This window comes from Hydrogenophaga sp. SNF1, from assembly GCF_034421675.1.
Taxonomy (GTDB): Bacteria; Pseudomonadota; Gammaproteobacteria; order Burkholderiales; family Burkholderiaceae_C; genus Hydrogenophaga; species Hydrogenophaga borbori.
The window spans coordinates 2,305,210-2,328,655 of record NZ_CP139793.1 but is presented as its reverse complement, the minus strand read 5'-3'; the positions used below and the strand labels follow the sequence as shown (position 1 = coordinate 2,328,655).

General features: G+C 70.9%; 23 protein-coding genes. 5 read left to right on the top strand and 18 right to left on the bottom strand.

Going from position 1 to position 23,446, the window contains the following annotated elements:
• Positions 1–32: 32 nt before the first annotated feature.
• From SOM08_RS11070 to SOM08_RS11045, 6 genes are read right to left on the bottom strand one after another with little or no spacing between them, the layout of a single operon-like run.
• Complete coding sequence (locus tag SOM08_RS11070; protein ID WP_322470672.1) at positions 33–1,322, bottom strand: O-acetylhomoserine aminocarboxypropyltransferase/cysteine synthase family protein; 1,290 nt, start codon at positions 1,320–1,322, stop codon at positions 33–35.
• A gap of 1 nt (position 1,323) precedes the next feature.
• On the bottom strand, positions 1,324–1,785 hold the full coding sequence (locus SOM08_RS11065; RefSeq protein WP_116957984.1) for a CoA-binding protein: 462 nt from the start codon (positions 1,783–1,785) through the stop codon (positions 1,324–1,326).
• 12 nt (positions 1,786–1,797) lie between these two features.
• Positions 1,798–2,277 carry an SAM-dependent methyltransferase gene (locus SOM08_RS11060; RefSeq protein WP_116957983.1) on the bottom strand — a complete coding sequence of 160 codons (480 nt, stop codon included), beginning with the start codon at positions 2,275–2,277 and terminating at the stop codon, positions 1,798–1,800.
• The gene (locus tag SOM08_RS11055) at positions 2,274–3,278 is read right to left on the bottom strand and encodes an NADPH:quinone reductase (protein ID WP_322470671.1); all 1,005 of its coding nucleotides are present in this window, start codon (positions 3,276–3,278) and stop codon (positions 2,274–2,276) included. The genes SOM08_RS11060 and SOM08_RS11055 overlap by 4 nt, the downstream gene beginning before the upstream one ends.
• 7 nt (positions 3,279–3,285) lie before the next feature.
• Entirely contained in the window at positions 3,286–4,083 is a 798-nt protein-coding gene (locus tag SOM08_RS11050) for an enoyl-CoA hydratase (protein WP_116957981.1), read from the bottom strand.
• A gap of 16 nt (positions 4,084–4,099) precedes the next feature.
• Positions 4,100–5,740 (bottom strand): acyl-CoA synthetase, encoded by a 1,641-nt coding sequence (locus SOM08_RS11045; RefSeq protein ID WP_116957980.1) that lies wholly within the window; start codon positions 5,738–5,740, stop codon positions 4,100–4,102.
• A 124-nt stretch (positions 5,741–5,864) separates the two neighbouring features.
• Here SOM08_RS11045 and SOM08_RS11040 point away from each other — a divergent pair, with 124 nt between their 5' ends.
• Both SOM08_RS11040 and SOM08_RS11035 read left to right on the top strand, forming a co-directional pair.
• A complete protein-coding gene (locus tag SOM08_RS11040; RefSeq protein WP_116957979.1) occupies positions 5,865–7,019 on the top strand; it encodes a helix-turn-helix transcriptional regulator in 1,155 nt (384 codons plus the stop codon).
• 125 nt (positions 7,020–7,144) lie between these two features.
• Entirely contained in the window at positions 7,145–7,564 is a 420-nt protein-coding gene (locus SOM08_RS11035; RefSeq protein WP_070398675.1) for a hypothetical protein, read from the top strand.
• Between the two features lie 63 nt (positions 7,565–7,627).
• Here SOM08_RS11035 and SOM08_RS11030 read toward each other — a convergent pair whose 3' ends face one another.
• From SOM08_RS11030 to SOM08_RS10995, 8 genes are all read right to left on the bottom strand, one after another.
• Positions 7,628–8,446, bottom strand: coding sequence for an isocitrate lyase/PEP mutase family protein (locus SOM08_RS11030; protein ID WP_116957978.1), 819 nt, complete (start codon positions 8,444–8,446; stop codon positions 7,628–7,630).
• A gap of 16 nt (positions 8,447–8,462) precedes the next feature.
• Positions 8,463–10,142: a dihydroxy-acid dehydratase gene (locus SOM08_RS11025; protein ID WP_322470670.1), complete on the bottom strand. Its 1,680-nt coding sequence runs from the start codon at positions 10,140–10,142 to the stop codon at positions 8,463–8,465.
• A gap of 18 nt (positions 10,143–10,160) precedes the next feature.
• A complete protein-coding gene (locus SOM08_RS11020) occupies positions 10,161–11,483 on the bottom strand; it encodes an FAD-dependent oxidoreductase (RefSeq protein WP_322470669.1) in 1,323 nt (440 codons plus the stop codon).
• Positions 11,484–11,496: 13 nt separating this feature from the next.
• Positions 11,497–12,819 (bottom strand): TRAP transporter large permease subunit, encoded by a 1,323-nt coding sequence (locus tag SOM08_RS11015; protein WP_322470668.1) that lies wholly within the window; start codon positions 12,817–12,819, stop codon positions 11,497–11,499.
• Positions 12,816–13,322 carry a TRAP transporter small permease subunit gene (locus tag SOM08_RS11010; RefSeq protein ID WP_116957974.1) on the bottom strand — a complete coding sequence of 169 codons (507 nt, stop codon included), beginning with the start codon at positions 13,320–13,322 and terminating at the stop codon, positions 12,816–12,818. The genes SOM08_RS11015 and SOM08_RS11010 overlap by 4 nt, the downstream gene beginning before the upstream one ends.
• Positions 13,323–13,405: 83 nt before the next feature.
• Entirely contained in the window at positions 13,406–14,473 is a 1,068-nt protein-coding gene (dctP, locus tag SOM08_RS11005; protein ID WP_070398680.1) for a TRAP transporter substrate-binding protein DctP, read from the bottom strand.
• A gap of 48 nt (positions 14,474–14,521) precedes the next feature.
• Positions 14,522–15,334 carry a sterol desaturase family protein gene (locus tag SOM08_RS11000; protein WP_116957973.1) on the bottom strand — a complete coding sequence of 271 codons (813 nt, stop codon included), beginning with the start codon at positions 15,332–15,334 and terminating at the stop codon, positions 14,522–14,524.
• Between the two features lie 65 nt (positions 15,335–15,399).
• Positions 15,400–16,155 (bottom strand): alpha/beta hydrolase, encoded by a 756-nt coding sequence (locus SOM08_RS10995; RefSeq protein WP_322470667.1) that lies wholly within the window; start codon positions 16,153–16,155, stop codon positions 15,400–15,402.
• Between the two features lie 70 nt (positions 16,156–16,225).
• On the opposite strand from SOM08_RS10995, the gene SOM08_RS10990 reads away from it, so the two are divergent.
• Both SOM08_RS10990 and SOM08_RS10985 read left to right on the top strand, forming a co-directional pair.
• Positions 16,226–17,482 (top strand): iron-containing alcohol dehydrogenase, encoded by a 1,257-nt coding sequence (locus SOM08_RS10990; RefSeq protein WP_116957971.1) that lies wholly within the window; start codon positions 16,226–16,228, stop codon positions 17,480–17,482.
• On the top strand, positions 17,479–18,231 hold the full coding sequence (locus SOM08_RS10985) for a GntR family transcriptional regulator (RefSeq protein ID WP_322470666.1): 753 nt from the start codon (positions 17,479–17,481) through the stop codon (positions 18,229–18,231). Before SOM08_RS10990 ends, SOM08_RS10985 begins: the two co-directional genes overlap by 4 nt.
• Positions 18,232–18,268: 37 nt before the next feature.
• On the opposite strand, the gene SOM08_RS10980 is transcribed toward SOM08_RS10985, so the two are convergent.
• From SOM08_RS10980 to SOM08_RS10965, 4 genes are read right to left on the bottom strand one after another with little or no spacing between them, the layout of a single operon-like run.
• Complete coding sequence (locus tag SOM08_RS10980; protein WP_116957969.1) at positions 18,269–18,880, bottom strand: LysE family translocator; 612 nt, start codon at positions 18,878–18,880, stop codon at positions 18,269–18,271.
• A 57-nt stretch (positions 18,881–18,937) separates the two neighbouring features.
• Positions 18,938–19,750 (bottom strand): hypothetical protein, encoded by an 813-nt coding sequence (locus SOM08_RS10975; RefSeq protein WP_116957968.1) that lies wholly within the window; start codon positions 19,748–19,750, stop codon positions 18,938–18,940.
• Positions 19,747–20,367 carry a hypothetical protein gene (locus SOM08_RS10970; protein ID WP_116957967.1) on the bottom strand — a complete coding sequence of 207 codons (621 nt, stop codon included), beginning with the start codon at positions 20,365–20,367 and terminating at the stop codon, positions 19,747–19,749. Before SOM08_RS10970 ends, SOM08_RS10975 begins: the two co-directional genes overlap by 4 nt.
• Positions 20,368–20,369: 2 nt before the next feature.
• Positions 20,370–21,002, bottom strand: coding sequence for a response regulator (locus tag SOM08_RS10965; protein WP_116957966.1), 633 nt, complete (start codon positions 21,000–21,002; stop codon positions 20,370–20,372).
• Positions 21,003–21,207: 205 nt separating this feature from the next.
• Here SOM08_RS10965 and SOM08_RS10960 point away from each other — a divergent pair, with 205 nt between their 5' ends.
• Positions 21,208–23,442, top strand: coding sequence for an ATP-binding protein (locus tag SOM08_RS10960; protein WP_322470665.1), 2,235 nt, complete (start codon positions 21,208–21,210; stop codon positions 23,440–23,442).
• The last annotated feature ends 4 nt before the right edge of the window (positions 23,443–23,446 follow it).

Below are 23,446 nucleotides of genomic sequence, written 5' to 3'. Positions count from 1 at the left end.
CACAGCAGTTGTCGAAGGATATTAGCACCAGACTACTTAATAGAAGTCGCCCTCCCCAACCCCTGCCCCACATCCCAAAGAATGTCCTCAATGTGCTCCAGCCCGACCGATATCCGAATCATGTCCGGCAGCACCCCCGCAGCAATCTGCTGAGCCTCATCCAATTGACGGTGCGTCGTGCTCGCCGGATGCGAGATCAGCGTTCGCGTATCCCCGATGTTCACCAGGTGGCTCATGAACTGCGCGCTTTCGATGAAGCGCACGCCGGCCTCCATCCCGCCCTTCACGCCAAAGGCCAGCAGGCCGGATGCGCCGCGCATCTGCCGCTTCATCAGCGCGTGCTGCGGGTGGTCCTCCAGCCCGGGGTAGTTCACCCAGCTCACGCGCGGGTCGTCTTTCAAAAACTGGGCCAGGGCCAGCGCGTTCGCGCAGTGGCGTTCCATGCGCAGCGGCAGGGTTTCCACGCCCTGCAATATCTGCCAGGCGCTGGTGGGCGCCAGTGAGGCGCCGTAGACGCGCAGGCCTTCCATGCGGCAGCGCATGCTGAAGCCAAAGTCGCCAAAGGTTTCGTAGAACTTCACGCCGTGGTAGCCGGGCGATGGCTCGGTCATGCCGGGGAATTTGCCGTTGTCCCAGGGGAATTTGCCGCCCTCCACCACCACGCCGCCCAGGGTGGTGCCGTGGCCGGCCAGGTACTTGGTCGCGCTGTGGATGACGATGTCCGCGCCCAGCTTCACCGGGTTGCACAGAAAGGGGCTGGGCACGGTGTTGTCCACGATCAGGGGCACGCCGTGGGCGTGGGCCACGTCGGCTATTGCCCCGATATCCAGCACCACCATGCTGGGGTTGCCCAATGTCTCGGCGTACACGGCGCGGGTGTTGGGCCGCATGGCGGCGGCAAAGGCGTCGGGGTTCGTTGCATCGACGAAGGTGGTTTCGATGCCGAACTTGCGCAGGCTCACGGCCAGCATGGTCACGCTGCCGCCGTACAGGGCACCGGCGGCCACCACGTGGTCGCCGCTTTGCAGCAGGGTGGTCAGGGCCAGGGTTTCGGCGGCCATGCCGCTGGCGCAGGCCACGGCGGCGCGCGCGCCTTCCAGCGCGGCCACGCGCTCTTCCAGCGCACACACGGTGGGGTTGCTCAGGCGCGAGTAGACGTTGCCGAAGGTCTGCAGGTTGAACAGGCTGGCGGCGTGTTCGGCGCTGTCGAAGACAAAGCTGGTGGTCTGGTAGATGGGCAGCGCGCGCGAGCCGGTGCTGCTGTCGGGGATCTGCCCGGCGTGGATGGCCAGGGTCTCGGGGTGGAACTGTCGGTCGGCCATGTCACACCGGCCTTTTTGCGGAGATGACCTGGGTGTTCACGCCGGCCCAGTTCAGGCCGCCGAACAGGCGCGCGTGTTCGATCTTCACGCAGCGGTCCCACACGCTGTCCAGACCGGCCTCGGTGGCGATGCGGTCGGCCTCTTCATTGCGCAGGCCCAGCTGCTGCCACAGGCACTTGGCGCCGATGGCAACGGCGCTCTTCGCAATGGGCGGAATGTCTTGCTCCTTGCGGAACACGTCGACCATGTCCACGGGGAAGGGAATGTCCTCCAGCCGCGCATAGCTGGTCTCGCCCAGTATGTCGGGGTACTTGGGGTTCACCGGCACGATGCGGTAGCCGTGTTCCTGCATGTACTTGGCCGCGAAGTAGCTGGGCCGGTGCCATTCGGCCGAGAGGCCGACCACGGCGATGGTGCGGCAGTCCTTGAGCACGCGCCTCAGGGTGGGGATGTCGTCTTGCATGGCTGGGGGGTGTCACCAGTAGTTCGCCATCAGGGCCTGGGCCCAGGCGGGTTCGCGCAACTCGCCGCGCGGCAGCGTGGCGCTCCACACGGGTTTGATGTCGAGCACGGGCGTGCCGTCCACGGCGTCCAGGCCCTCCACCTCGATGGTGGTGCCGCTCACGCCCAGCACGCGGCAGATGCTCAGGCCGATGCGGTTGGGCCGCATGCGCGCGCGCTGCGCGAAGATGCCCACGCGCGGCCAGTCGGCGCGGTGGCGCGGGTGGCGGGCGCCGGTTTCAACGGGCTCCTGTTCGTCCACATGGAAGTGGAAGACCACCTCGATGTGCGAGACCTGGTCCAGGCCGAGCAGGCTGTCGGGGCCCAGGCGCGGGTCGCACAGTTCGATGCGCGAGCGGTTCGGGCCCCAGCCGTCCTTGGTGGCCTCGGCGCGGCCGCCGCGCACGTGGGCAATGGGGGTGTAGAGGTGGCCCTTGGTGGGTGGGGTGGTCATGGGGTGTCTCCGGCCGCGCCCACGCGCAGCACCACGTTGCCCACGGCGCGGCCGCTTTCCACCCGCTGGTGCGCGTCGGCGATGCGCTCCAGCGGCAGGCGCTCGGCGATCGGGAAGCGCAGCGCGCCGCGCTCCAGCAGGCGGTTGAGCGTGCCGGTGGCGCGCGCGCGGTCGGACTCGCTCAGGTGGTAGACCATGAAGAACTTGAGCTGCAGGTTCTTCACGATCAGCGGGTAGAAGGGAATGGCCAGGGGCGAGGCGCCACTGCCGTAGGCCACCACCTCGCCGCCGGGCCTGAGCATGTCCAGGTTGGCGGCGGCGTTGGCGGCCATGTCGGTCTCGATGATGCGGTCCACGCCCTGCCCTTGCGTGAGCTCGGCCATGCGCTCGGCCAGGGGCTCGGTCTTGTAGTTCACCACCGCGTCGGCACCGGCCTCGCGCGCGATGCGCGCCTTGTCGTCGGAGCTCACGGTGGCGATGACCCGCGCCGCGCCGAACTGGCTGGCCAGCTGCACCGCGCAGTGGCCCACGGCGCCCGCGCCACCGGCCACCAGCACGGTCTTGCCGGCCACGCCGCCGTCCATCAGCACCGCGTGCAGCGCGGTGAGCGCGGGAATGCCCAGGCAGGCGCCGGCCTCACCGCTGGCGGCGTCGGGCAGGCGCACGGCCTGCCGCTGCGGCAGGCACAGGGCCTCGCAGGCGGTGCCGTGCGCGCGGCCCCAGGCGGCGTTCCACAGCCACACGCGCTCGCCGATGCGCGCGCGGCTCACGCCCTCGCCCACCGCGTCGATGACGCCGCTGCCGTCGCTGTGCGGCACGATGCGCGGGAACGGCAGCGTCTGGCTGCGCAGGCCGGCGCGGGACTTCACGTCCGAGGGGTTCACACCCGACCAGGCCACCCGCACGCGAACCTCGCCGGGGGCGGGTTGCGGTTCGGGGATGTCGGCGAGCTGCAGCACCTCGTGGGCCGGGCCCACGGCTTCGTAGAACGCGGCTTTCATGGGCCGCTCACCAGTTGGGCTTGCGCTTGTCGATGAAGGCCTGCACGCCTTCCAGCGCGCTCGGGTCCATCATGTTGCAGGCCATGGTGCGGGCCGCGTCGTCGTAGGCGGCGGCGATGCCGGTTTCCAGCTGGCGGTAGAACAGGCCCTTGCCGGCGGCGATGGCCATCCGCGGCTTGGCGAGGATGCTGTCCACCAGCCTGGCCACCTCGGCCGCCAGGTCGGCGGCGTCCACCACGCGGTTGATCAGGCCCTTGGCCTTCGCCTCCTCGGCGCCGATGAAGTCGCCCGTCACCAGCATCTCGAAGGCGGCCTTGCGGCCCAGGTTGCGGCTCAGTGCCACGCTGGGCGTGCTGCAGAACAGGCCCACGTTGATGCCGCTGACGGCAAAGCGCGCCTCGCGCACGGCCACGGCCAGGTCGCACATGGCCACCAGCTGGCAGCCCGCCGCCGTGGCGATGCCCTGCACCTGTGCGATGACGGGCACGGGCAGCTGCTGCACGGCCATCATGAAGCGCCCGCACTGGGCGAACAGGCGGTTGTAGTAGTCCAGCGAGGGTTCGGCGCGCATCTCTTTCAGGTCGTGCCCGGCGCAGAAGGCCTTGCCCTCGGCGGCGATGACCACCACGCGCGCGCCCTCGTCGGCGGCCACGCGGTCCACGGCGGCCTGCAGCGCGGCCAGCATGCCCTCGCTCAGGGCGTTGAAGGACTGCGGGCGGTTCAGCGTGAGCGTGACCACGCCGCGCGGGTCGCGCTCGTAGCGCAGGGGTTCGTGGGCGATGGAGGGGTCAAGCCGGTCGTTCATGGTCTGTCTCGCTCGGTCATTCGATGGCGCTCGAACTCTTGGCGCGCTCGCGCAGCTCGAACTTCTGGATCTTGCCGGTGCTGGTTTTGGGGATGGCCTCGAAGCGCACGGCCTTGGGCACCTTGTAGCCGGCCAGCAGCGTGCGGCAGTGGGCGATGAGTTCGGCTTCCGTAGTCTGCGCGCCGGGGCGCAGCTCCACGAAGGCCAGCGGCGATTCCCCCCACTTCGGGTCGGGCTTGGCCACCACGGCGCAGGCCATCACGGCGGGGTGGCGGTACAGGGCGTCTTCCACCTCGATGGAGCTGATGTTCTCGCCGCCGCTGATGATCACGTCCTTGCTGCGGTCCTTGATCTTCACGTAGCGGTCGGGCTCCAGCACGGCCAGGTCGCCGGTGTGGAACCAGCCGCCTTCGAAGGCCTTGGCGGTGGACGCGGGGTTCTTCAGGTAGCCCTTCATGACGATGTTGCCGCGGAACATGATCTCGCCCATGGTCTGGCCGTCGGCGGGCACCTCCTGCAGGGTCTCGGGCGCCATCACGGTCATGCCTTCCTGCAGCGGGTAGCGCACGCCCTGGCGGCCGTTCAGGCGCACCTGCTCGCCGAGTTCGGCGCTGGCCCAGCCGGGCCGCGCCACGGCCACCGAGGCCGGGCCATAGACCTCGGTGAGGCCATAGACGTGGGTGATCTGGAAGCCCAGGCGCGCCATGCCTTCGATCATGGCGGCCGGCGGCGCGGCGCCCGCCACCATGCCACGCACGGCGCCGATGCCGTGCTTGAGCGCCGGGTCGGCGCCCACGGCGGAGAGGATGCCGTTGTGCACGATGGGCGCGGCGCAGTAGTGGTCCACGCCGTGCTCGCGCATGGCGGCCAGGATGGCACCCGGCTCCACGCGGCGCAGGCAGACGTGCACACCGGCCTGCAGCGCCACCGTCCAGGGGAAGCACCAGCCGTTGCAATGGAACATGGGCAGGGTCCACAGGTAACGCGGAAACTGCGGCATGGTCCAGGTGACCACGTTGCTGACGGCATTGAGGTAGGCCCCCCGGTGGTGCGTGACCACGCCCTTGGGGTCGCCGGTGGTGCCGCTGGTGTAGCTCACGGCGATGGCGTCCCACTCGTCGGCGGGGCCGTCCAGGCGCGGCAGCGGCGCGTGCGCGGCCAGCAGGGCCTCGTACTCGTGGGCGCCCAGGCGCTCACCCGGGCCGCTGTATTCGCTGTCGCAGACGTCGATGACCACGATGCCCCGGCCCAGGGCGGCCAGGGCCTGGGCCACCACCGGCGCGAACTCGCGGTCGGTGATCAGCACCTTGGCCTCGCAGTGGTTCATCTGCCAGGCCAGCAGGGCGGCATCCAGGCGCGTGTTGAGGGTGTTGATGACGGCGCCCAGCGCGGGAATGGCGTAGTGCGCTTCCACCATCTCGGGCGTGTTGGGCAGCAGGGTGCTGACCGTGTCGCCGGGGCCGATGCCCAGGGCGCGCAGCGCGGCGGCCAGGCGGGCGGCGCGCTCGCGCACCTGGGCCCAGTTGAGGCGCCGCGCGCCGTGCACCACGGCGGGCATGTCGCCAAAGACCTCGGCCGTTCGCTCGACGAAGCTCACGGGCGAGAGGGCCACGAAATTGGCCGGGGTGCGGTCCAGGTGCTGGTCGTAGATGCTCATGGCGGCATCGTAGGCAGCGCGGACCGGGGGTGACCAGCGGGGCTTACCCGATGGGCCTCGGGGCGAATGTCGCCGCGCCGACACCTTGTGCGCCAGGGCCGCGGATGCTACAAGCCATGCGCTCATGGACGCGCCCGCCACCCACGCCCTGACCGAGGCCATCTACGACGCCGCGCTGGACGCCGCGCACTGGCCTGCGGTGCTGCGCCGGCTCAAGACCGCGTTCCGCACCGAGGCCGAGACCTTCTACGTGCTCGACTTCGCCACGCGCGAGATCGGCGAGGCCCACCTGGCCGGCGTGTCGCCCTATTGGGTGGGCCACTTCAACCGCTTCTACTTCGCGCCCGACAACCCCTGGAACGTGCACTCCACCGCCCTGCACCGCCAGGGCATGGTGCGCACCAACGAGCGCCTCGACGCCTTCACCCGCCAGCGCGGCGCGCTCTTTCGCTCCAGCTACTACCACGAGTGGATGGTGCCGCAGGGCTTTCACCACAGCATCGGCAACACGCTCACCAGCGACCGCCGCGCCATCGCCAACGTGACGCTCTTGCGCGCGCCCGACCTGCCCCGCTTCAACGCCGCCGAGGTTCGCCTGTTCGAGCAGCTCAGCGTGCATTTCGTGCGGGCGCTGCGCGTGCGCCAGCACCTCGACGCCCTGCGCGCCACGCGGGACGGCCTGGCCGCGATGCTCGACGGCCTGGGCGACGCCCTGCTCCTGCTGGACGACGGCGGCCGGCTGCTGCACGGCAACCGGGCCGCGCTGGACTGGCTGGCGCGCCGCGACGGCCTGCAGCTGCGCCACGGCGGCGTCGAGCCCTTGCACCCCGGCCAGCGCCCGCGCTTCACCGCCTGGCTCAAGGCGCATGCGGCGGGCTCGCTGCGCGCGGCCTCGGTGCCCGACACGCTGACCCTGGCGCGCGGCGCCAGCCGCCTGCCGCTGGCCTTGCGCGCCTCGGGCTGGACGCTGCCGCTGTCCTCCTGGCACAGCCCGCGGCGCTGCGTGCTGGTGTCGCTGGGACCGGCGGGCGCCCCGCGCGACGGCCCACCCACCGAGGTGCTGCAGGGCCTGTACCACCTTACGCCCGCCGAGGCCCGCCTGGCCCACGCGCTGTGCGAAGGCCTGAGCCTGCGCGAGGCGGCCGAGGCCCTGCGCATCACCTACGGCACGGCGCGCACGCGGCTCAAGGCGGTGTTCGGCAAGACGGGCACGCACCGCCAGGCCGCGCTGGTCGAGCGCATCCGCCGCGACCTGCCGCGCCCCCTCGGTCCGGGGTGACCCCGGCGCCGCGCGATCCGCGCTCGCCAGCCGCACCTCCCATCCGCACCTCCCATTTGGGAGGTGCCGCGCGGCGCGCGCCTGCCTATCGTCGCGTCCAGTCCATCCACGCAGGCTTCGCGACCATGTCCCTCATCACCCTGTCCGGCACCGTCAGCGGCATCCGCCATTCCTCGGAAACCTCGGGCCACATCGGCAAGAACGGCGGCAACGTGCACACCAAGCAGGTGATCGCCTTCCGCGTGGACGGGCAGCCCGCCGAAATCAAGCTCATGAACATGCCCGACGTGCAGGACGGCGAGCGCGTGACCCTGGCCGGGCGCATGAAGAACGGCAGCTTCCGCGCCCTGGCCATGCGCAACGACCAGACGCGCGCCATCTACGGCATGCCCACCACCATGGCCTATGTGTTCGGCGCGCTGCTGGTGCTGGTGGGGCTGCCGCTGCTGCTGGTGCTGGTGGGGGTGCTGTTCATCGGCGCCGGCGCCTGGACCCTGTTCGAGGCCTGGACGCACACGCAGGCGGCCCGGCTTCTGCGGGCCTGAGGCACGGCCCGCCGTGCCCGGCCCGGCGCGGCCCGGCGCGGGCACGGACACGGGCGCGGCGGCCTAGCGGAACATCTGGTTGAACGCGCCCAGCCCGGGCAGGCCCGCCGCGTAGCCGAAGCTGCCCGGGCCGTTCATTTCCTCGCCGGCCTTGAGCAGCGCCGCGTAGGCCGCGCGCGCCAGCGAGGAGCCCACGCTGATGCGGCGCACGCCCAGGCGCTCCAGCTCGGCGCGGGTGAGCGTGCCGCCGGCCAGGCCCATCACCACGTTCACCGGGCGGGGCGCCACCGCGCGCACCACGCGCTCCACCTGCTCGGCGGTCTTCAGGCCGGGGGCGTAGAGCACGTCGGCACCGGCCTCGGCGAAGGCCTGCAGGCGGCGGATGGTGTCGTCCAGGTCGGGCCGGCCCCACAGCAGGTTCTCGGCCCGCGCGGTGAGCACGAAGGGATGGGGCAGCGCACGCGCCGCCCGTACCGCCGCGCGCACGCGCGCCACGGCGGCGTCGAAGGGGTAGATCGGGTCGTCGGCGCGGCCGGTGGCGTCTTCGATGGAGCCACCCACCACGCCCGCCTCGGCGGCGGCACGGACGGTGTCGGCGCAGTCCTGCGGGTCGTCGCCGAAGCCGTTCTCCAGGTCGGCCGTGAGGGGCAGCGCCGTGGCCTGGGCCAGGTCGCGCACATGGGCGATGGTGCGCTCGCGGCCCAGCCCGCCGTCGGGCAGGCCGAGGGCGAAGGCGTGGCCGGCGCTGCTGCTGGCCAGGGCCTGGAAGCCCTGCCCCGCCAGCAGCACGGCCGAGCCGCGGTCCCAGGGGTTGGGCACGATGAAGCAGCCCCGGCGGTGCAGCTCGACAAAGCGCTCGGCGCGTTCGGCCATGGCGGTCATCGGATGCCCTTTCGTGTCACTTCAGCGGCGCGCGCTCGCCCAGCACCGCGCCCTTGGACAGCGGTTGTACCAGCTGCCCGTACAGGTGCAGCCAGCCGAAGCGGCCCTGCGGCACCGGCGGCTTGAAGTCGCGCAGGCGCGCGGCGATCTCCTCGGCCGGCACGGCCAGTTCGATGCGGCGCGCGTTCAGGTCGATCTCGACCGTGTCGCCGTCGCGCACGGCGGCCAGTGGACCGCCCTCGGCGGCCTCGGGCATGACCTGGCCGATGGTGATGCCGCTGTTGAGGCCGGAGAGCTCGCCATCGGTGACCACGGCCACGTCGGCGCCGCGCCCCGCCCCCACCAGGGCCGCCATGAAGCTGGCCGCGAACACCGTGCCCGGGCCGCCGCGCGGCCCCAGCATGCGCAGCACGATCACCTGGCCCGGCTGCACGGCGCCGGTGCGCAGGCCGTCGATGGCCAGGGACTCGTCCTCGAAGACCTTGGCGGTGCCCACGAAGCGGCGGATGCCGGCGGGCACGGCGGCCAGCTTGACCAGCGCGCCGTCGGGCGCGAGCGAGCCACGGATCACCATCAGGCCGGGCTCGCGCGCGAAAGGTTCGTCCAGCGTGCGGATGACCTGGTCGTCGATGGCCAGCGGCTCGGCCAGCACCTCGCCCACCGTGCGCCCGGACACGCTCAGCGCGCCACCGTCCACCAGCGGGCCCATGCGCTGCATCACCGCGCGCACGCCGCCCGCGGCGTCCAGGTCCTCGATGCGGTCGGGGCCGTTGGGGCGGATCTGCGTGAGCATGGGCACGGTGTCGGCGCAGGCCTCGAACTCGGCGATGACGTCGACCGGGCATTCGGCCTCGGTGGCGATGGCGATGAGGTGGCGCATGACGTTCACCGAGCAGCCCATGGCCACCGCGGTGCGAACGGCGTTGCGCAGCGCGGCGGGCGTGAGGATCTGGCGCGGCCGCAGGCCTTCGCGCACCAGCTCGACGATGCGCGCGCCGGCCTCGGCGGCCAGGGCGGGCAGGCGCGGGCCGTCGGCGCGGATCGGCGCGTTGCCCGGCAGCGCCAGGCCCAGGGCCTCGGCCAGGCAGTGCATGGAGTTGGCCGTGGCCAGGCCGGCGCACACGCCCGGGCCGTCGATGGCGGCGCGACACATGCCCTCCAGGCCGTCGAGCGAGAGCTGGCCCGCCTTCACCGTGCCCACGGCCTTGTAGACCTCCTCGATGTCGACGTGGTGCTCGCCGCACTGGCGGCCCAGTTGGTAGCCGCAGGCCAGCACCAGGCTGGGCACGTCCAGGCGGCCGGCGGCCATCAGGTGGGCCGGCGTGGTCTTGTCGCAGCTGGACAGCAGCAGCATGCCGTCGAGTTCCGCGCCCTCGACCTGCACCTCGATGTCGTTGACGATGAGGTCGCGCGTGGGCATGAGGTAGCGGCCCTGGCGCCCGGCGCTGGTGATGAAGTCCGAGGGCGCGGCGGTGCGGATCTCGAACGGCAGCCCGCCGGCGGCGCGGATGGCGTCCTGCACCATCTTCGAGATGCGGTCCAGGTGCGAGAAGCACACCGACAGGCCGCTGGAGGTGTTGACCACGGCGATCTTCGGTTTGTCGAAGTCGCTCTCGGGAATGCCCATGGCCGTCCATTGCGCCATGCGCACGGCCCAGCGGGTGGAGCCGCGTTCGAAGTTGCTGCGATAGGTCATTGGTGTCCTGGAAAGGGTTCAGTCGTCCAGCCGCGCGCCCTGGCGGTTGAGTTCGGTGCGCACCTCGCGCCCGTCGATGGCCCGGGGCTGGCGCCGTTCGCGCACGGCCAGCGTGGCCGCCACGCCGAGCGCCTGGCCGTAGGAGAAGCACTGCGCCGTGACGCGCGCCGAGGCGACGGCCTCGTGCTCGGCCGACAGGCAGCGTCCGCCGAACAGCAGGCCCTCGCCCACCTCGGGCACGAAGCAGCCGTAAGGCACTTCGTAGAAGTCGCCCAGCAGCCATTCCACGCGCGGCTTGCTGCCGGCGTGCAGCTCGATCGGCCAGGGCGAGCGCGCCACGCCGTCGGCGAACTTGCTGCCGGCCACCACGTCGCTGTTGCGCAGCACCGCGGTGCCCGCGCCCTGGCGCGTCTGGCGCACGCCCACCTGCACGCCGGTGTCGTTGACCCAGGCGTTCTCGCAGCCGGCGAGGTTCTCGCGGAAGAAGCGCTCATAGGCGCGCACCTGCGCGCGGCCCTGGGGCTCGGCCTCGCTCAGGTCGGCGGCGATGGCCGCGTTGAGCTCGCGGCCGTCGGCGCCGCGCACGCGGGTGCAGTTGCACAGCAGCTCGCCGGGTCGCGTGGTGGTGAAGAGCCAGATCTTGGCGCGCGGCAGGTCCAGGCCGCCCTTCTGCGCCGCCAGGATGCGCTCGCTCACGGCCGCCGGCATGATGGTGTCGTGCCCGTATTCGGCAATGAAGCGCGCCGTGTCCACGCCCTGCAGGCGAAAGATCATGGTGGGGTTCTGCACCACGCCGTCGGCCCCGCACCAGGTGCGAAAACCCGCCATGGCCAGCAGATCGGCGTCGCCACTGGCGTCGATGGTGATGGGCGCGCGCACGTCGAGCATGCCCGACTTGGTCCAGATGGCCGCGCCACCCACCAGGTCGCCGTCGCGGTGCACGCCGGTGGCCAGCGCGTGGTACAGCACGCGCACGCCGGCCTGGGCCAGCAGGGCGTCGGCGCTTTCGCGCCAGGCCAGCGGCTCATGCACGCGCGTGAAGGTCTTGCCGTAGAGCATGGGCTCGGTGAGCCCGCCGCGCGACTCCATCTGGGCGATGAAGTCGTCGACGAAACCGTGCACCAGCTGGCGCGGCGTCACCGGCGTGTCGCTGGCCTCGTAGAGGCCGCAGATGGTGCCGGACAGGCCCGCCACCGCCCCGCCGCCGCAAAAGCCGTAGCGCTCCACCAGCAGCACCGACAGGCCGGCGCGCGCCGCCGTGCAGGCCGCGGCCACGCCGGTGGCGCCGCCGCCGATGACCAGCACGTCGGTGCGCACGCGCTCCACAGGTCGTTGGTCCATGGTCGTTTCTCCTTCAGCGCAGTTGCATGGCCCAGCCGGGCAGCCAGGTCACCATCTGGGGCCAGACCATCGTCACCGCCAGCACCAGGACCTGCAGCAGGATGAAAGGCACCATGCCCGCGTACATGTGGCGCATGGTGATCTCGGGCGGCGCCACGGCGCGCAGGTAGAAGATCGCGGGCGCCAGCGGCGGCGTGAGGTAGCTGGTCTGGATCATGATCAGGAACAGGATGCAGAACCACACCGGGTCGAAACCCGCGGCCGTCACCAGCGGCGTGAAGATCGGCAGGAAGATCAGCACGATCGAGATCCAGTCCAGGAAGAAGCCGGCGATGAACAGGATCAGCAGCAGCAGGAAGACCAGTCCCCAGGGGCCGAGCTGGAACTGCTCGATCACCGTGCTGGCCAGGCTGATGCCGCCGCCGCCGACGAACACGCCGGTGAACAGCGTGCCGCCCAGCAGCACCGCCATGATCATGGCGGTGACGCGCACGGTTTTCAGCAGCGAGTCGTACAGGCCCGCCCAGGTGAAGCGGCGGTAGAGCATGGTCAGCAGCACCGCGCACACACAGCCGATGGCCGCGGCCTCGGTGGGCGAGGCCAGGCCGCCCAGAATGGAGCCCAGCACCGCGACGATCATCAGCAGCGGCGGCACCAGGTTGCGCAGGGTGATGCCCAGCTTCTCGGCGAAGCCCGGCTCGCCGGGCTCGCGCGGAATGCGCGGGCCGTGCTCGGGCTTCACGATGCACAGCACCAGGATGTAGACCAGGTACAGGCCGGCCATCAGCAGGCCGGGGAACACCATGCCGTACATGAGGTCGCCCACCGACACGTCGGCCAGCGGCCCCATCACCACCACCACCACCGACGGCGGGATGATGGTGCCCAGCGAGCCGCCGGCGCAGATGACCCCGCTGATCAGGCGCTTGTCGTAGCCGTAGCGCAGCATGATGGGGATGGTCAGCAGGCCCACCACGGATTCGGTGGCCCCGATGACGCCGCTGGAAGCAGCGAACACGATGCACATCAGCACCGTGGCGATGGCCAGGCCACCCGGCAGGCGCCGCGTCCAGATGTGGATGGCCTCGAACAGCCGGTCGGCGATGCCCGACTTCTCCAGCACCGCGCCCATGAAGACGAACAGCGGAATGGCGGCGAAGACGAAGTTGGAGGCGAGGTCGTCGATCTTCTCGACGAACTGGTGCGCCACGGCCGGACCGAAGGTGATCAGGCCGAACATGGTGGCGGTGAGCAGCATCGCGAACGCCACCTGCACACCGAGGAACATCAGCCCGAAGGTGACGGGCAGCATGAAGAAGGGCAGGTATTCCATCATGACCCTTGCGCCTCCGTGTCGCGGCGGACGAAGGACTTGAGCAGTTCGCACAGCACCTGCAGCGCCAGTGTGGCGAAGGCCAGCGTGAAGACCGCGCGGAAGGGCCACACCGGCAGGTTCAGGGCCGACTGGCCCGAGGTCTCGCCGCGCGCGAAGCCCTCGGCCATGTAGTGCCACAGCGTCCAGGAGACCCAGACCAGGATGGGCAGCAGCAGCGCATACACCACGGTGTCGATGCGGCGGCGCGCGCGCGCCGACAGGAACACGCTGAGCACGTCGATGCGGATGTGCTCGCCCTGGCGCAGGGTGTAGGCCAGGGCCAGCAGGAAGTGGGCGCCGGTCAGCGTGTAGCCGATCTCGTAGGCCCAGATGGTGGGCGCGTGCAGCGCGTAGCGCGACACCACCTCCCAGGTGGTGGCCAGCACCAGGGGCACCAGCAACAAGGCCGCGAGCACGCCAACGCCCACGACCCAGCGCTCGGCGAGGTCAATCAGTCGATTCAAGGAAAACCCCAATCAAAAAGGCGGCGGCGCGCGGCCGCCGTTCGCGGACGCGCACCGGGAGCGGTGCGCGCCGCCCATTCGCATCAGGTGCGCTTGACTTTCACCTTGCGCCAGTCGTCGGCGTCGCGCCAGGCGGCATCGAACGCCTTCTGGCTTTCGTGCACCTTGGCGAACCACTTCGACTTGCCTTCCTTGGCGGTCCTGTCGGCCCAGTCCAGGCCGATCTTGCGGGTGGCGAACTGCACCTCGTCGTCCAGCTCGATCAGGGTGACGCCGTTCTTCTTGTAGAACTCGAAGGCCTTGGCATCCTCCGCGCCGATGCGGGCCCAGCTCTCGAAGGTGACCAGCTTGGCCACCACCTCGACCAGCTTGCGGTCGGCCTCGGGCATCTTGTCCCACACGCCCTTGTTGAGCACCAGCTCGAACGGGGCGCAGGGCTGGTGCACGCCCGGGTAGCTCAGGTAGCGCGCCACCTTGTAGAAGCCCGAGGAGACGTTCTCCCACGGCGTGCCCCACTCCACCGCGTCGATCGCGCCGCGCTCCAGCATGGGAAAGATGTCGCCGCCGGCCGTGGTCACCGGCGCCGCGCCCAGTTCCTTGGACATTTCCAGCCAGGCGCCAGCGGTGCGAAGCTTCAGGCCCTTGAGGTCTTCCAGCGTCTTCACCGGCTTGCGCGAGTGCACGAAGACCTCGGCGGTGCGCATGAACAGCGGGAAGGAGATGACGCCGTCGGCGCCTTCGCGGAATTCGCGCTGCAGCTCCACGCCGCCGCCCTCGTAGAGCCAGTGCAGCATGCGCTCGGCGTCGAAGCTGCCGGCGTAGCCGCCGAACAGCGCGGTGGTGACGTCCTTGCCCCAGTCGTAGCCGATCCAGGTGTGGCCGCATTCGGCCAGGCCGTTCTTCACCGTCTCGGGCACCTTCAGCGCATTGCCCAGACCGCCGCCCGGGAAGGTCTGGATCTTGAAGCGCCCGCCCGAGAGCTGGTTCATGCGCTCGGCGAAGGCCTTGGCGCCGATGTCCATCAAGGGACCGCCCGCCCAGCCGGTGGCCATCTTCCAGTTGTAGGTGGGGCCGGACTGGGCGTTGGCGCTGGCGCTGGCCAGCAGGCCGGCGCCGGCCAGGCCGGTGCCGATGAGTTGACGTCGCTTCATCTGTTGTCTCCTGCGTGTGGGTATGTGTTCAGACCGTGGCCCGTATGTTCAGGCCAGGGCCTGCTTTTCCTCGGCGGTCAGCTCGGGGCCGTCGAGCGTGACGCGCTGCTCCTGCGTTTCGTTGTTGCGAAAGCGCGCGACGATGGGCTTCAACTCGGGCTTGATGTAGCGCTCGTCGTAGCCGTTGAACAGCGTGCCGATCAGGCCGCGGTCCAGGTCGCTGGTTCCCATGATCCAGTCGAAGATGGGAAAGCTGAGGTTCATGTTCTTGTGCATCATGATCCCCTGGTTGTGGTGCGCGGTGTGGTGGCGGCGGATGGTGTTGATGAAGGGCATGTTCCGCACGAACCAGTTCTCGTGCACGTGGCAGCACAGGTGGAACACCTCATAGACCAGGTAGTGGCAGACCATGGTCATGAACAGGATGTAGCCCGCGTTGGGGTTGAAGATCTGCGCCGCGATCCAGCCCAGGCCGGTGCCGAAGACGCCCAGCACGATGAGCACGCGCCAGGGAAAGAACACGATGCGGAACTCGCGCGTCGTGTCGATGGTGATGTCGTTGTCGGTGAAGTACTGGTGGTGCTCGCGCGTGTGGCGCTCATAGATGGCGCGCAGCGCGAAGACGTCGATGCGGCGGTGCATCACGTACTTGTGCATGAACCACTCGATGAAGTTGCCCGCCAGGAACACGGGCAGCACCAGCAGCCATTCCCAGGTCGGGTTGTCGAGCCGCTGCGCGCAATACCAGAGCGCCGCGATGCCGGCGGCAAACATCACGCTGGTGTGCACGATGCCGTTGTAGAAGGGGCTGATGCCGCCCTTGTACTTCTCTCGGAATCGGCGCTGCTTTTCAGTCATCATGGCTTCGTCTCCTGTGCAATCCAACTAACATACTAGTCGAATAGTAGAAGTCGATCATAGGCATGTCAAGAACCGAGGAAGGCACTCATGGAAGACCCTAGGGCCTCGCCCGCCTGGGTCATGACCGAGTGCCCCACCCCGGGCAAGGGCAGCCAGGCCGCGCCGGGCACGTGATCGGCCAGCCAGCGGCCGTGCTCGAACGGGCAGTCGCCGTCGCGGTCGCCATGCACCACCAGGGTCGGGCGGCGGATGCCACGCGCCACCGCGCGCAGGTCGGCGCCGCGCACCGAGGCCCAGCTGGCGGCCACCGCGTCGGCATCGGCCACGGCTTTCAGCTGCAGGCGCTCGGCGCGCTCGCGGGCCTCGCGTTCCAGGGCCTCGGGCGTCTCGCCGCGAAACCACACCGCGCCCGGCGTGGCGCAGGCGGTGCCCGACACGAGCACCAGGCGCTCCAGCGCGGCATCGCCGTGGCGCGCCAGCAGGTTCAGGATGACGCTCACGCCCATGCTCCAGCCAGCCACGGCCACCGGCGAACCGGTGCGCTGCGCCAGCTCGGTCACCAGCGCGTGCACCAGGTCGGCGTAGTGGTCCAGGTGGTAGTAGCTCGCGTGCGCCATGGGCTGGTCCGCGCGCCAGCGAGGCGACAGCCCACGCCCGGGCAGGTTGGGCAGGACGCAGCGGCGCGCCAGCAGCGCGGGCAGCACAGGCGCCCAGGCCTCGGACGTGCCCTGGATGCCGTGCAGCAACAGCAAGGGAGCGCCCTGCCCCACCAGCCTGCATTCGAGGGTTTGTGCCGATCGGTCGATGGAAGGATTTGCCATACAAGTAACATATCAATAGTGTTTCAATGGTTTCACAGACCTTCCGCAACGCCTATCCGTTTTGACCCTGATGTCCCACCTTCCCCTCTCCGATCAGCCCGTCACCCTGTGCACGCCACCCCGCGTCATCTGCGCCGACGGCGCCCGCCACCGCCTCGCGCCGCTCTGCAAAAGCCTGGGCTGGCGCGAGGCCCTCGTCGTCACCGACGCCTGGTTCCAGCAGAACAGCCCCGCCCTGGCCGAGGTGCTGTCGGCGCTGCGCGCGCAGGGCATCGCGGTGCGCGTGTTCGACGGCGGCGAGCCCGACCCGTCCACCACCCTGGCCGACCGCGCCAGCGCCTGGGTGCGCGAACAGGGCGCGCGGCCCGACCACCTGATCGCCTGGGGCGGTGGCAGCAACATCGACCTGGCCAAGGCGCTCAGCGTCGCCCTGCCCAGCGGCCGGCCCGTGGCCGAGCTGATGGACCGCGCGAACTGGCCGGCGGCGCCGCTGCCGCTGGTGGCCGTGCCCACCACGGCCGGCACCGGCTCGGAGATCACGCCCGGCGCCATCCTGGTGCAGCCCGGCAGCGCCACCAAAGTGGCGCTGATGGCCAACGCGCTGCGGCCCGCGATCGCGCTGATCGACCCGGAGCTGACCTGGACCTGCCCGCCGCGCGTCACGGCCGACGCGGGCCTGGACGCCCTGACGCACGCCATCGAGTCCTGGCTGACCCTGGACGCGGCGCTCTTCGACAACGGTGACGACCCCGACCCGGGCTACAGCGGCCGCAACGAACTGACCGTGCAGTTCGCGCGCCAGGCCACGGCGCTGGCCTTCACCCACCTGGCCACGGCCTTCGAGCGGCCGAACGACCGCGCCGCCCGCAACGCCATGGCGCGCGCCAGCCTGTACGCGGCCATGTCCTACGCCACCGCGGGCCTGAACGCGGTGCACGGCCTGGCCTATGCCCTGGCCGGACTGACGCACGCCAGCCACGGCAGCACCAACGCGGTGATGCTGCCCTACGTGATGGACGCGCTGGTCGAGACACGGCGCGACGAACTCGCCGAGATCGCGCGCCTGGCGGGCGCCACGGGCGACGACCCGCTGACCCTGGCCCGGCAGGCGCCGGTGCTCACGCGCGCGCTGGTGCGCCGGCTGGGCCTGGCCGGCGATCTGATAAGTTTCGGCGTCGGGCCATCACAACTGGCTCAGCTGGTGTCGGACGGCCTGGCGGTGACGCGGCTGACCAAGGCCTGGCCAGGGGGGCCGGCCAGCGAGGCCTATGCCCGCATCGTGCACCATGCCTACCACGGAGAACTTTCCGGAGAATCGCGCCCATGAGAAAAGCGACGGCGAAAAAAACACCAGGGACCCCCAGCACCGCGCGGGCCACCGCGAAGAAGGCCGGCAGCAAGGCCACTTCCCCGGCCGACGCGCCCGCAGCGCGGCCCAGCAGCCTGACCACCCAGGCCTATGAGCGCATCGAGGCGCTGATCGTCCAGCTCGAACTGCTGCCCGGCACCGCGCTCAGCGAGGCCGAGCTGTCGGCCCGCCTGGGCATCGGGCGCACACCGGTGCGCGAGGCGCTGCAGCGCCTGGCCCGCGAACACCTGGTGCAGATCCTGCCGCAGCGCGGCGTGCTGGTGTCGGCGCTGGACATCAAGCGCCAGCTGCGGCTGCTCGAAACGCGCCGGGAGGTCGAGCGCCTGGTGGCGCGCTGCGCCGCGCGCCGCGCCACGGACCAGGAGCGCCAGCAGTTCGCCGAACTGGCCAAAGAATTCAACGCCGCCGCCAAGGCCAAGGACCAGACGCGCTTCATGCGCGCCGACAAGGCCTTCAACGACCTGTCGCTGCGCGCCGCGCGCAACGAGTTCGCCAGCGGCGCCATGGGCCTCATGCATGGGCTGTCGCGGCGCTTCTGGTTCATGCACCACCGCCAGGCCGACGACACGCAGCCCATCGCGGTGCTGCACGCCCGCATCTCGCAGGCCATCGCCGACGGCGACGAAGCCCTGGCCGCGAAGGCCCTGGACGAACTCATCGACCACAACGAGGCCTTCACCCGCTCCACGGTGAACACCGACTTCTGAAGGCCCCGCCGCGCGCCGGCCAGGCCGGCACGCGCCCTCAGCCGCGCAGCGGCAAGGCCAGGCCGATGGCCACGAACACGCCGCCACAGGCCCGGTTGAACGCCTTGCCCGTGCGCTGCAGCCAAGGGCGGATGCGGTTCGCGGCGCTGGCGATGAACAGCTCGGTGAGGATCTCCACCAGCGCGAAGGTGCCCGCCATCAGCACGAACTGCATCACGAGGCCGCGCGCCGGGTCGATGAACTGCGGCAGGAAGGCCGCGAAGAACAGCACGGCCTTGGGATTGCTCACCGCCGACAGCAGCCCCTGGCGAAACAGCGAGGCCCCGCTGCGCGGCGCCGCGGCCTGCGCCATGCCCTCGCCCAGCGGCGGCGAGCGCCACACCTGGATGCCCAGCCACACCAGGTAAGCGCCGCCCACCCACTTCAACACCGTGAGCCAGACCAGCGAGGTCTTGAGCAGCGCGCCGATGCCGAACATGGACAGCGCGATGACCAGCACGAAGCCCAGTGCCCCGCCGGCGATGGTGTAGAGCGTGAGCCGGCGCCCGTGCAGGGCGCCGTGCGTGAGCGCGAGCAGGCCGTTGGGGCCGGGCGACAGCGACAGGCCGATGGCGGCGGCCAGGTAGATGAGCCAGGTATCGAGCGACATGGGGCGATGCTCGCCGCGAGGCCGCCGGGCGTCAATGGCCGCCGCCGCGCGGCGGGCTCAGACCGGCTGCTCCACCCGGAGCGGCAGCTCGCCGCCCGGTTCGGGTTCGATCAGGCGGGACACGCTGTCGAGATAGGCCCGCATGAAGTCGCGCCGCTCGGGGTCCTCCACGGTCTGCGCCGTCCAATGGGTGCTCACCTCGCCCCAGCGCTCGGCCAGGCCATGGCGGATCAGCACGGCCAGTTCCATGTCGAACAGCGCCACGGGCGCCAGCTGGCGCCGCCAGAGGTCGGTATTGCGCTGGGCCGCGCGCAAGGCGTGGTACTGCGCCAGCAGGTGGGTGGCGACAAAGGCCTGGCGCTGCTCGCGGCCCTCGGTGACCACCGACAGCAGCTCGTCCTGGGTCCAGCCCAGGCGGCCGAACCGCTCGGCACCGGCGAAGCCGCCCCGCTGCGCCGCCAGGGCCTCGGCGTTCCAGGGCTGGCGCTGCGCGCTGTTGAAGACGGCCCAGGCCCGTTCGGCACCCTGTACGGGCGCGATCTCGTCCACGCCTTCCAACGCCACGAACAGCGGCGGCGAGCGGCCGAGAAACGCGGCGCTCAGGGTCTCGCCAAACGGATTGCCGGCCAGCGTGAGCGCGCGCGCGGCGCCGCGCAAGGCCCGGCGCGCGGCCCCGTCGTCGCCCAGGAAGCTGGCCGTTTCGCAGGCGTCGAGCCAGAGCGTGGCAATGGCCATGTCCGGCGCGCGCCCCGCCATTGGCAGGCCCTCGGCCCGTGCGATGAGATAGCGCAGCCGGGCCTGCAGCGTGGAGCGCAGCTCCTGCGTTTCGTCCGGTGGCGCCTGCCGGGTGATGGCTTGCAGCAGCGTCATCGGGCCAGGGCCTCGCGCAGGTTGGACACGCGCTCGGGGGGCCGGTAGCGCGGATTGCTGCGTTGCCGCAGCGGCGCCGCGGGGTCAATGGAAACGTCCCAGTACGCCCAGCGTTCGATCTGGTGCGAGGGCACCAGCAGCTTGGCGGTGATCTCGCCTTCGAGCTGGAAGTCGGACCACCGCGTGTAGGTGTGCAGCTCACGCACCTCTTCGGCAACGGCCTGCACCTCCACCGCCGGGTTCAGGCCGACCAGCACCCAGCAGTGGAACAGGTAGCCCGGGCGCCGGCCCCAGTCGGTGGCGAAGCGCAGAGCGACTTCCTCGGCCGTGAGCAGCCGGTTGATGCTCGCCACGCGGTCGCGCTCGACGCTGCCCGCGGTGAGCGAGATGAAGGGCGTGCGCGGCCCGGCGCTGGCGTACTGGTGAATGTGGTCGTGCAGTTCGTGCGCGCGCAGCCGCTCCTCCACCTGCTCGGGCGCGGGCTGGCCCAGGTGGCGCCACCAGTTGCAGCGAATGCCCTCGCCGCCCTGCGTGATGCGCTCGGCATCGGCGTCGTTCTCGCCGGCCAGCCCGCCCGGTCCCCCCCAGATCCCCTTGATGCAGCGCTGCACGAACACGCTCAGACCCCCTCGCGCTGCGCCACGTCGCACACCAGCTGCAGCAGCTCGTCGGGGCGGTTCGTCATGCCGAAGAAGAACGCCGGCCGCGCCAGACCGCCCTGGTCCGTGCCGACGTAGCCGATGGCGGGCAGCAGCAAGCCCTTCGCCGCCAGGCCCTGCACGAAGCGGATGCCTTCGTCGGCGATCCCTTCGCGCCGCACGTCGGTGAGCATGAGCAGGTACTGGTGGTTGCGCAGGAACTGCTCGGCGGCGGCGCTGGTGGTGGCGAGGTCGATGCGCACCTCCAGCGCCTCGAGCAGCGCCCGCTCGTTGCGGTTGTTGGGCGGCTGGTCGTCCACCCACAGCAGGCGCGTGCCCCGCAACAGGGCCGCATGGGCCGAGAGGCGGCGCAGCACGGCCATGCGGGCCCGGTGGCTCACCACCTTGTCCAGGCCCCGCAGCTCGACCGCCTTGTCCAGGGACGCCGCCGAGGCCTCGATTTCGATCCCCAGCGCGCTGACCTTGGTCGCCTTCTTCAGCAGGCGCGCGATGGCATCGGCGTTGGCGATGAGCAGCACGATGGCCACCAGGGCCATCAGCAGGCTGGGCGACACCTTGATCAACTCCACCCACAGGTTCGACGCATCGCTCATGGACGGCTCCTGACGCGGCACCCGGCCGGTGCGGCCATGCTAGTGCGCTTGGGCGACGAAGCAAATCCCCACCGGCGCATCGCCTGCCTTGGCGTCGCACCATCCCGGTGCCGGCGCCGCCGGGCCAGCTTCCCAAAGCGGGGTTGCGTGGTCAGAATCCCATCAAACTTCAACGCCGATTGGCACTGTCGTGGATGCGTGGTCAATGAACGTCCAGGCCCCTGATCTGCCCGGGGCCCGGTTCACCGTGCCGTTCGGCGGCACCCCCACGGCGTTGAGCGCGGCCAGCCGGGCGCTGGAGGCGCGCCTGCCGGGCCACTGGTCGGACTGGTCCATCGTCGCGCCCGCCGCCCGCGCCGCCCTGCTCGCGGCCCTGCGCCAGGCGCGGCCCTTCGCCTTGAGCCTGCGCCTGCTCGACGACGCCCACGGCCAGCCCGTGCACGTGCGCTGCGAAGGCCATTGGCAGGCCGCGCGCCAGGCCCACCTCTGCCAGCTCGCCGACATCAGCGACCTGCAGACGGCCCACGACACCACCGACCGCGCCCTGCTGCAGCTGCAGGACATGGTCGACAGCCTGCCGCTGCTGGTGATTCAGCTCGACACCAGCCCCGAATTGCGCTGCGCCTTCGCGGCCGGGAGCCTGCTGCGGCTGCTGGTTCCGTACCGGCAGAACCCCGTGGGCCAGGCGGCGCTCGGCCTGTTCGGCCCGGCGCTGTTCGCGCACCTGAGCCAGGAGATTCAGGCCATCCAGCCGGCCGGCGGCGCGCGGCCTTTCATCTGGCGCGCGCACGACGACCAGGGGCAGCTGCGCGTGCTGGAAGGCACGCTGCGCACCCTCATCGACGGCCAGGGCCGCCCCAGCGGCCACCTGCTCGATTCCCTGGAAACCACGGCCTACCACGCCACCATGTCCGCGCTGACCGCCTCCGAAGAGCGCCTGCGCCGCTTCGTCATCGCGAGCAGCGACGCCATCGTCGTGCACATCGACGAGCGCATCGTCGATGCCAACCCCGCCGCCTGCCGCCTGCTCTCCACCTCGGCCGAAGCGCTGCGCGAGCAGCGTTTCCTGGACCTGATCGCCGCGGAGGACCAGGCGGCCAGCCGGGCCCACGCCGACGCGGCCTCGCACGAGGCGCAGGAATGCCACCTGGTCGACCGGCACGGCACGCGCATCGCGGTCGAGCTGATCGGGCGCACCCTGCAGCGCAAGGGCCAGCGCATGCGCATGGCCATCGTTCGCGACGTGCGCGACCGGCGCGAGGCGCAGGCGCGCATCCACGAGCTCATCAGCCACCTGAGCGCCCAGCGGGACCGGGCCGAAGCGGCCGACCGCGCCAAGTCGCTCTTCCTCTCCGCGGCCAGCCACGACCTGCGCCAGCCCATCCACGCGCTGGGCCTGTTCCTCACCAGCCTGGAAACCCTCGTCCAGTCGCGGCACCTGCCGCTGCCGGCGCTGGAGGACGTGACGCGGCGCATGGGCGCTTCGCTGGACGCGCTGGGCCGCCTGCTCAACTCGCTGCTCGACGTCTCGCGCCTGGACGCCAACGCGGTGGTGGTGCACCCGATCGCGGCGCCCCTCGCCCCCCTGTTCGCCGAGCTGGCGGCCGATCTCGGCGATGCGGCCAGCGGCAAGGGCCTGCGCCTGGACGTGGTGCCCACCCGCGCCTGGGTGTTCACCGACCCGGTGGTGCTGCGCCGCATCGTGGACAACCTGGTCTCCAACGCCATCCGCTACACCCAGAAGGGCCGGGTCCTGGTGGGCGCTCGGCCCCGCGGCGCGTGCGTGGAAATACAGGTCTGGGACAGCGGCATCGGCATCGCGGCCGACCAGCTCGACGCCATCTTCGGCGAGTTCTACCAGGTCAGCCCGGCCAGCGCGACCGACAGCGGCCTGCGCGGCCTCGGCCTGGGGCTGTCCATCGTGAAGCGTTCGGCCAAGCTGCTCGACGCCCGGCTGAACGTGCGCTCGGCGCCCGGGCGCGGCTCCATGTTCTCCATCACCGTGCCCCGCGGCACACCCGCTCCGGCCCCGCTGGCGCCGCCGCCCTCGCCCGCCCCGAAACGAAGGGCCCGCAGCGCCCCGAGGCGGGTGCTGGTCATCGACGACGACGCCATGGTGCTGCAGGCCATGCAGCAGCTGCTGCAGGCCTGGGGCCACCAGGTCTGGTGCGCGGCCGACCAGGACCAGGCGGTCATGCTGGCCATCATGCACGCGGACGAAATCGACCTGGTGCTCTCGGACTACCACCTGGGCGGGCAGGTCGACGCGGCGCAGTTCATCGGCACCGTTCGCGCCTGTCTGGTGCGGCCGGTGCCCGTGCACGTTTTCACGGCCGATACCTCGATGCCCGTGGCCCAGAACGTCCGGGCCTTGGGGTTATCGCTGCTGCACAAGCCGGTGCAGCACGATCTACTGCGACAAGTGCTGGAACAGGGATGAATGC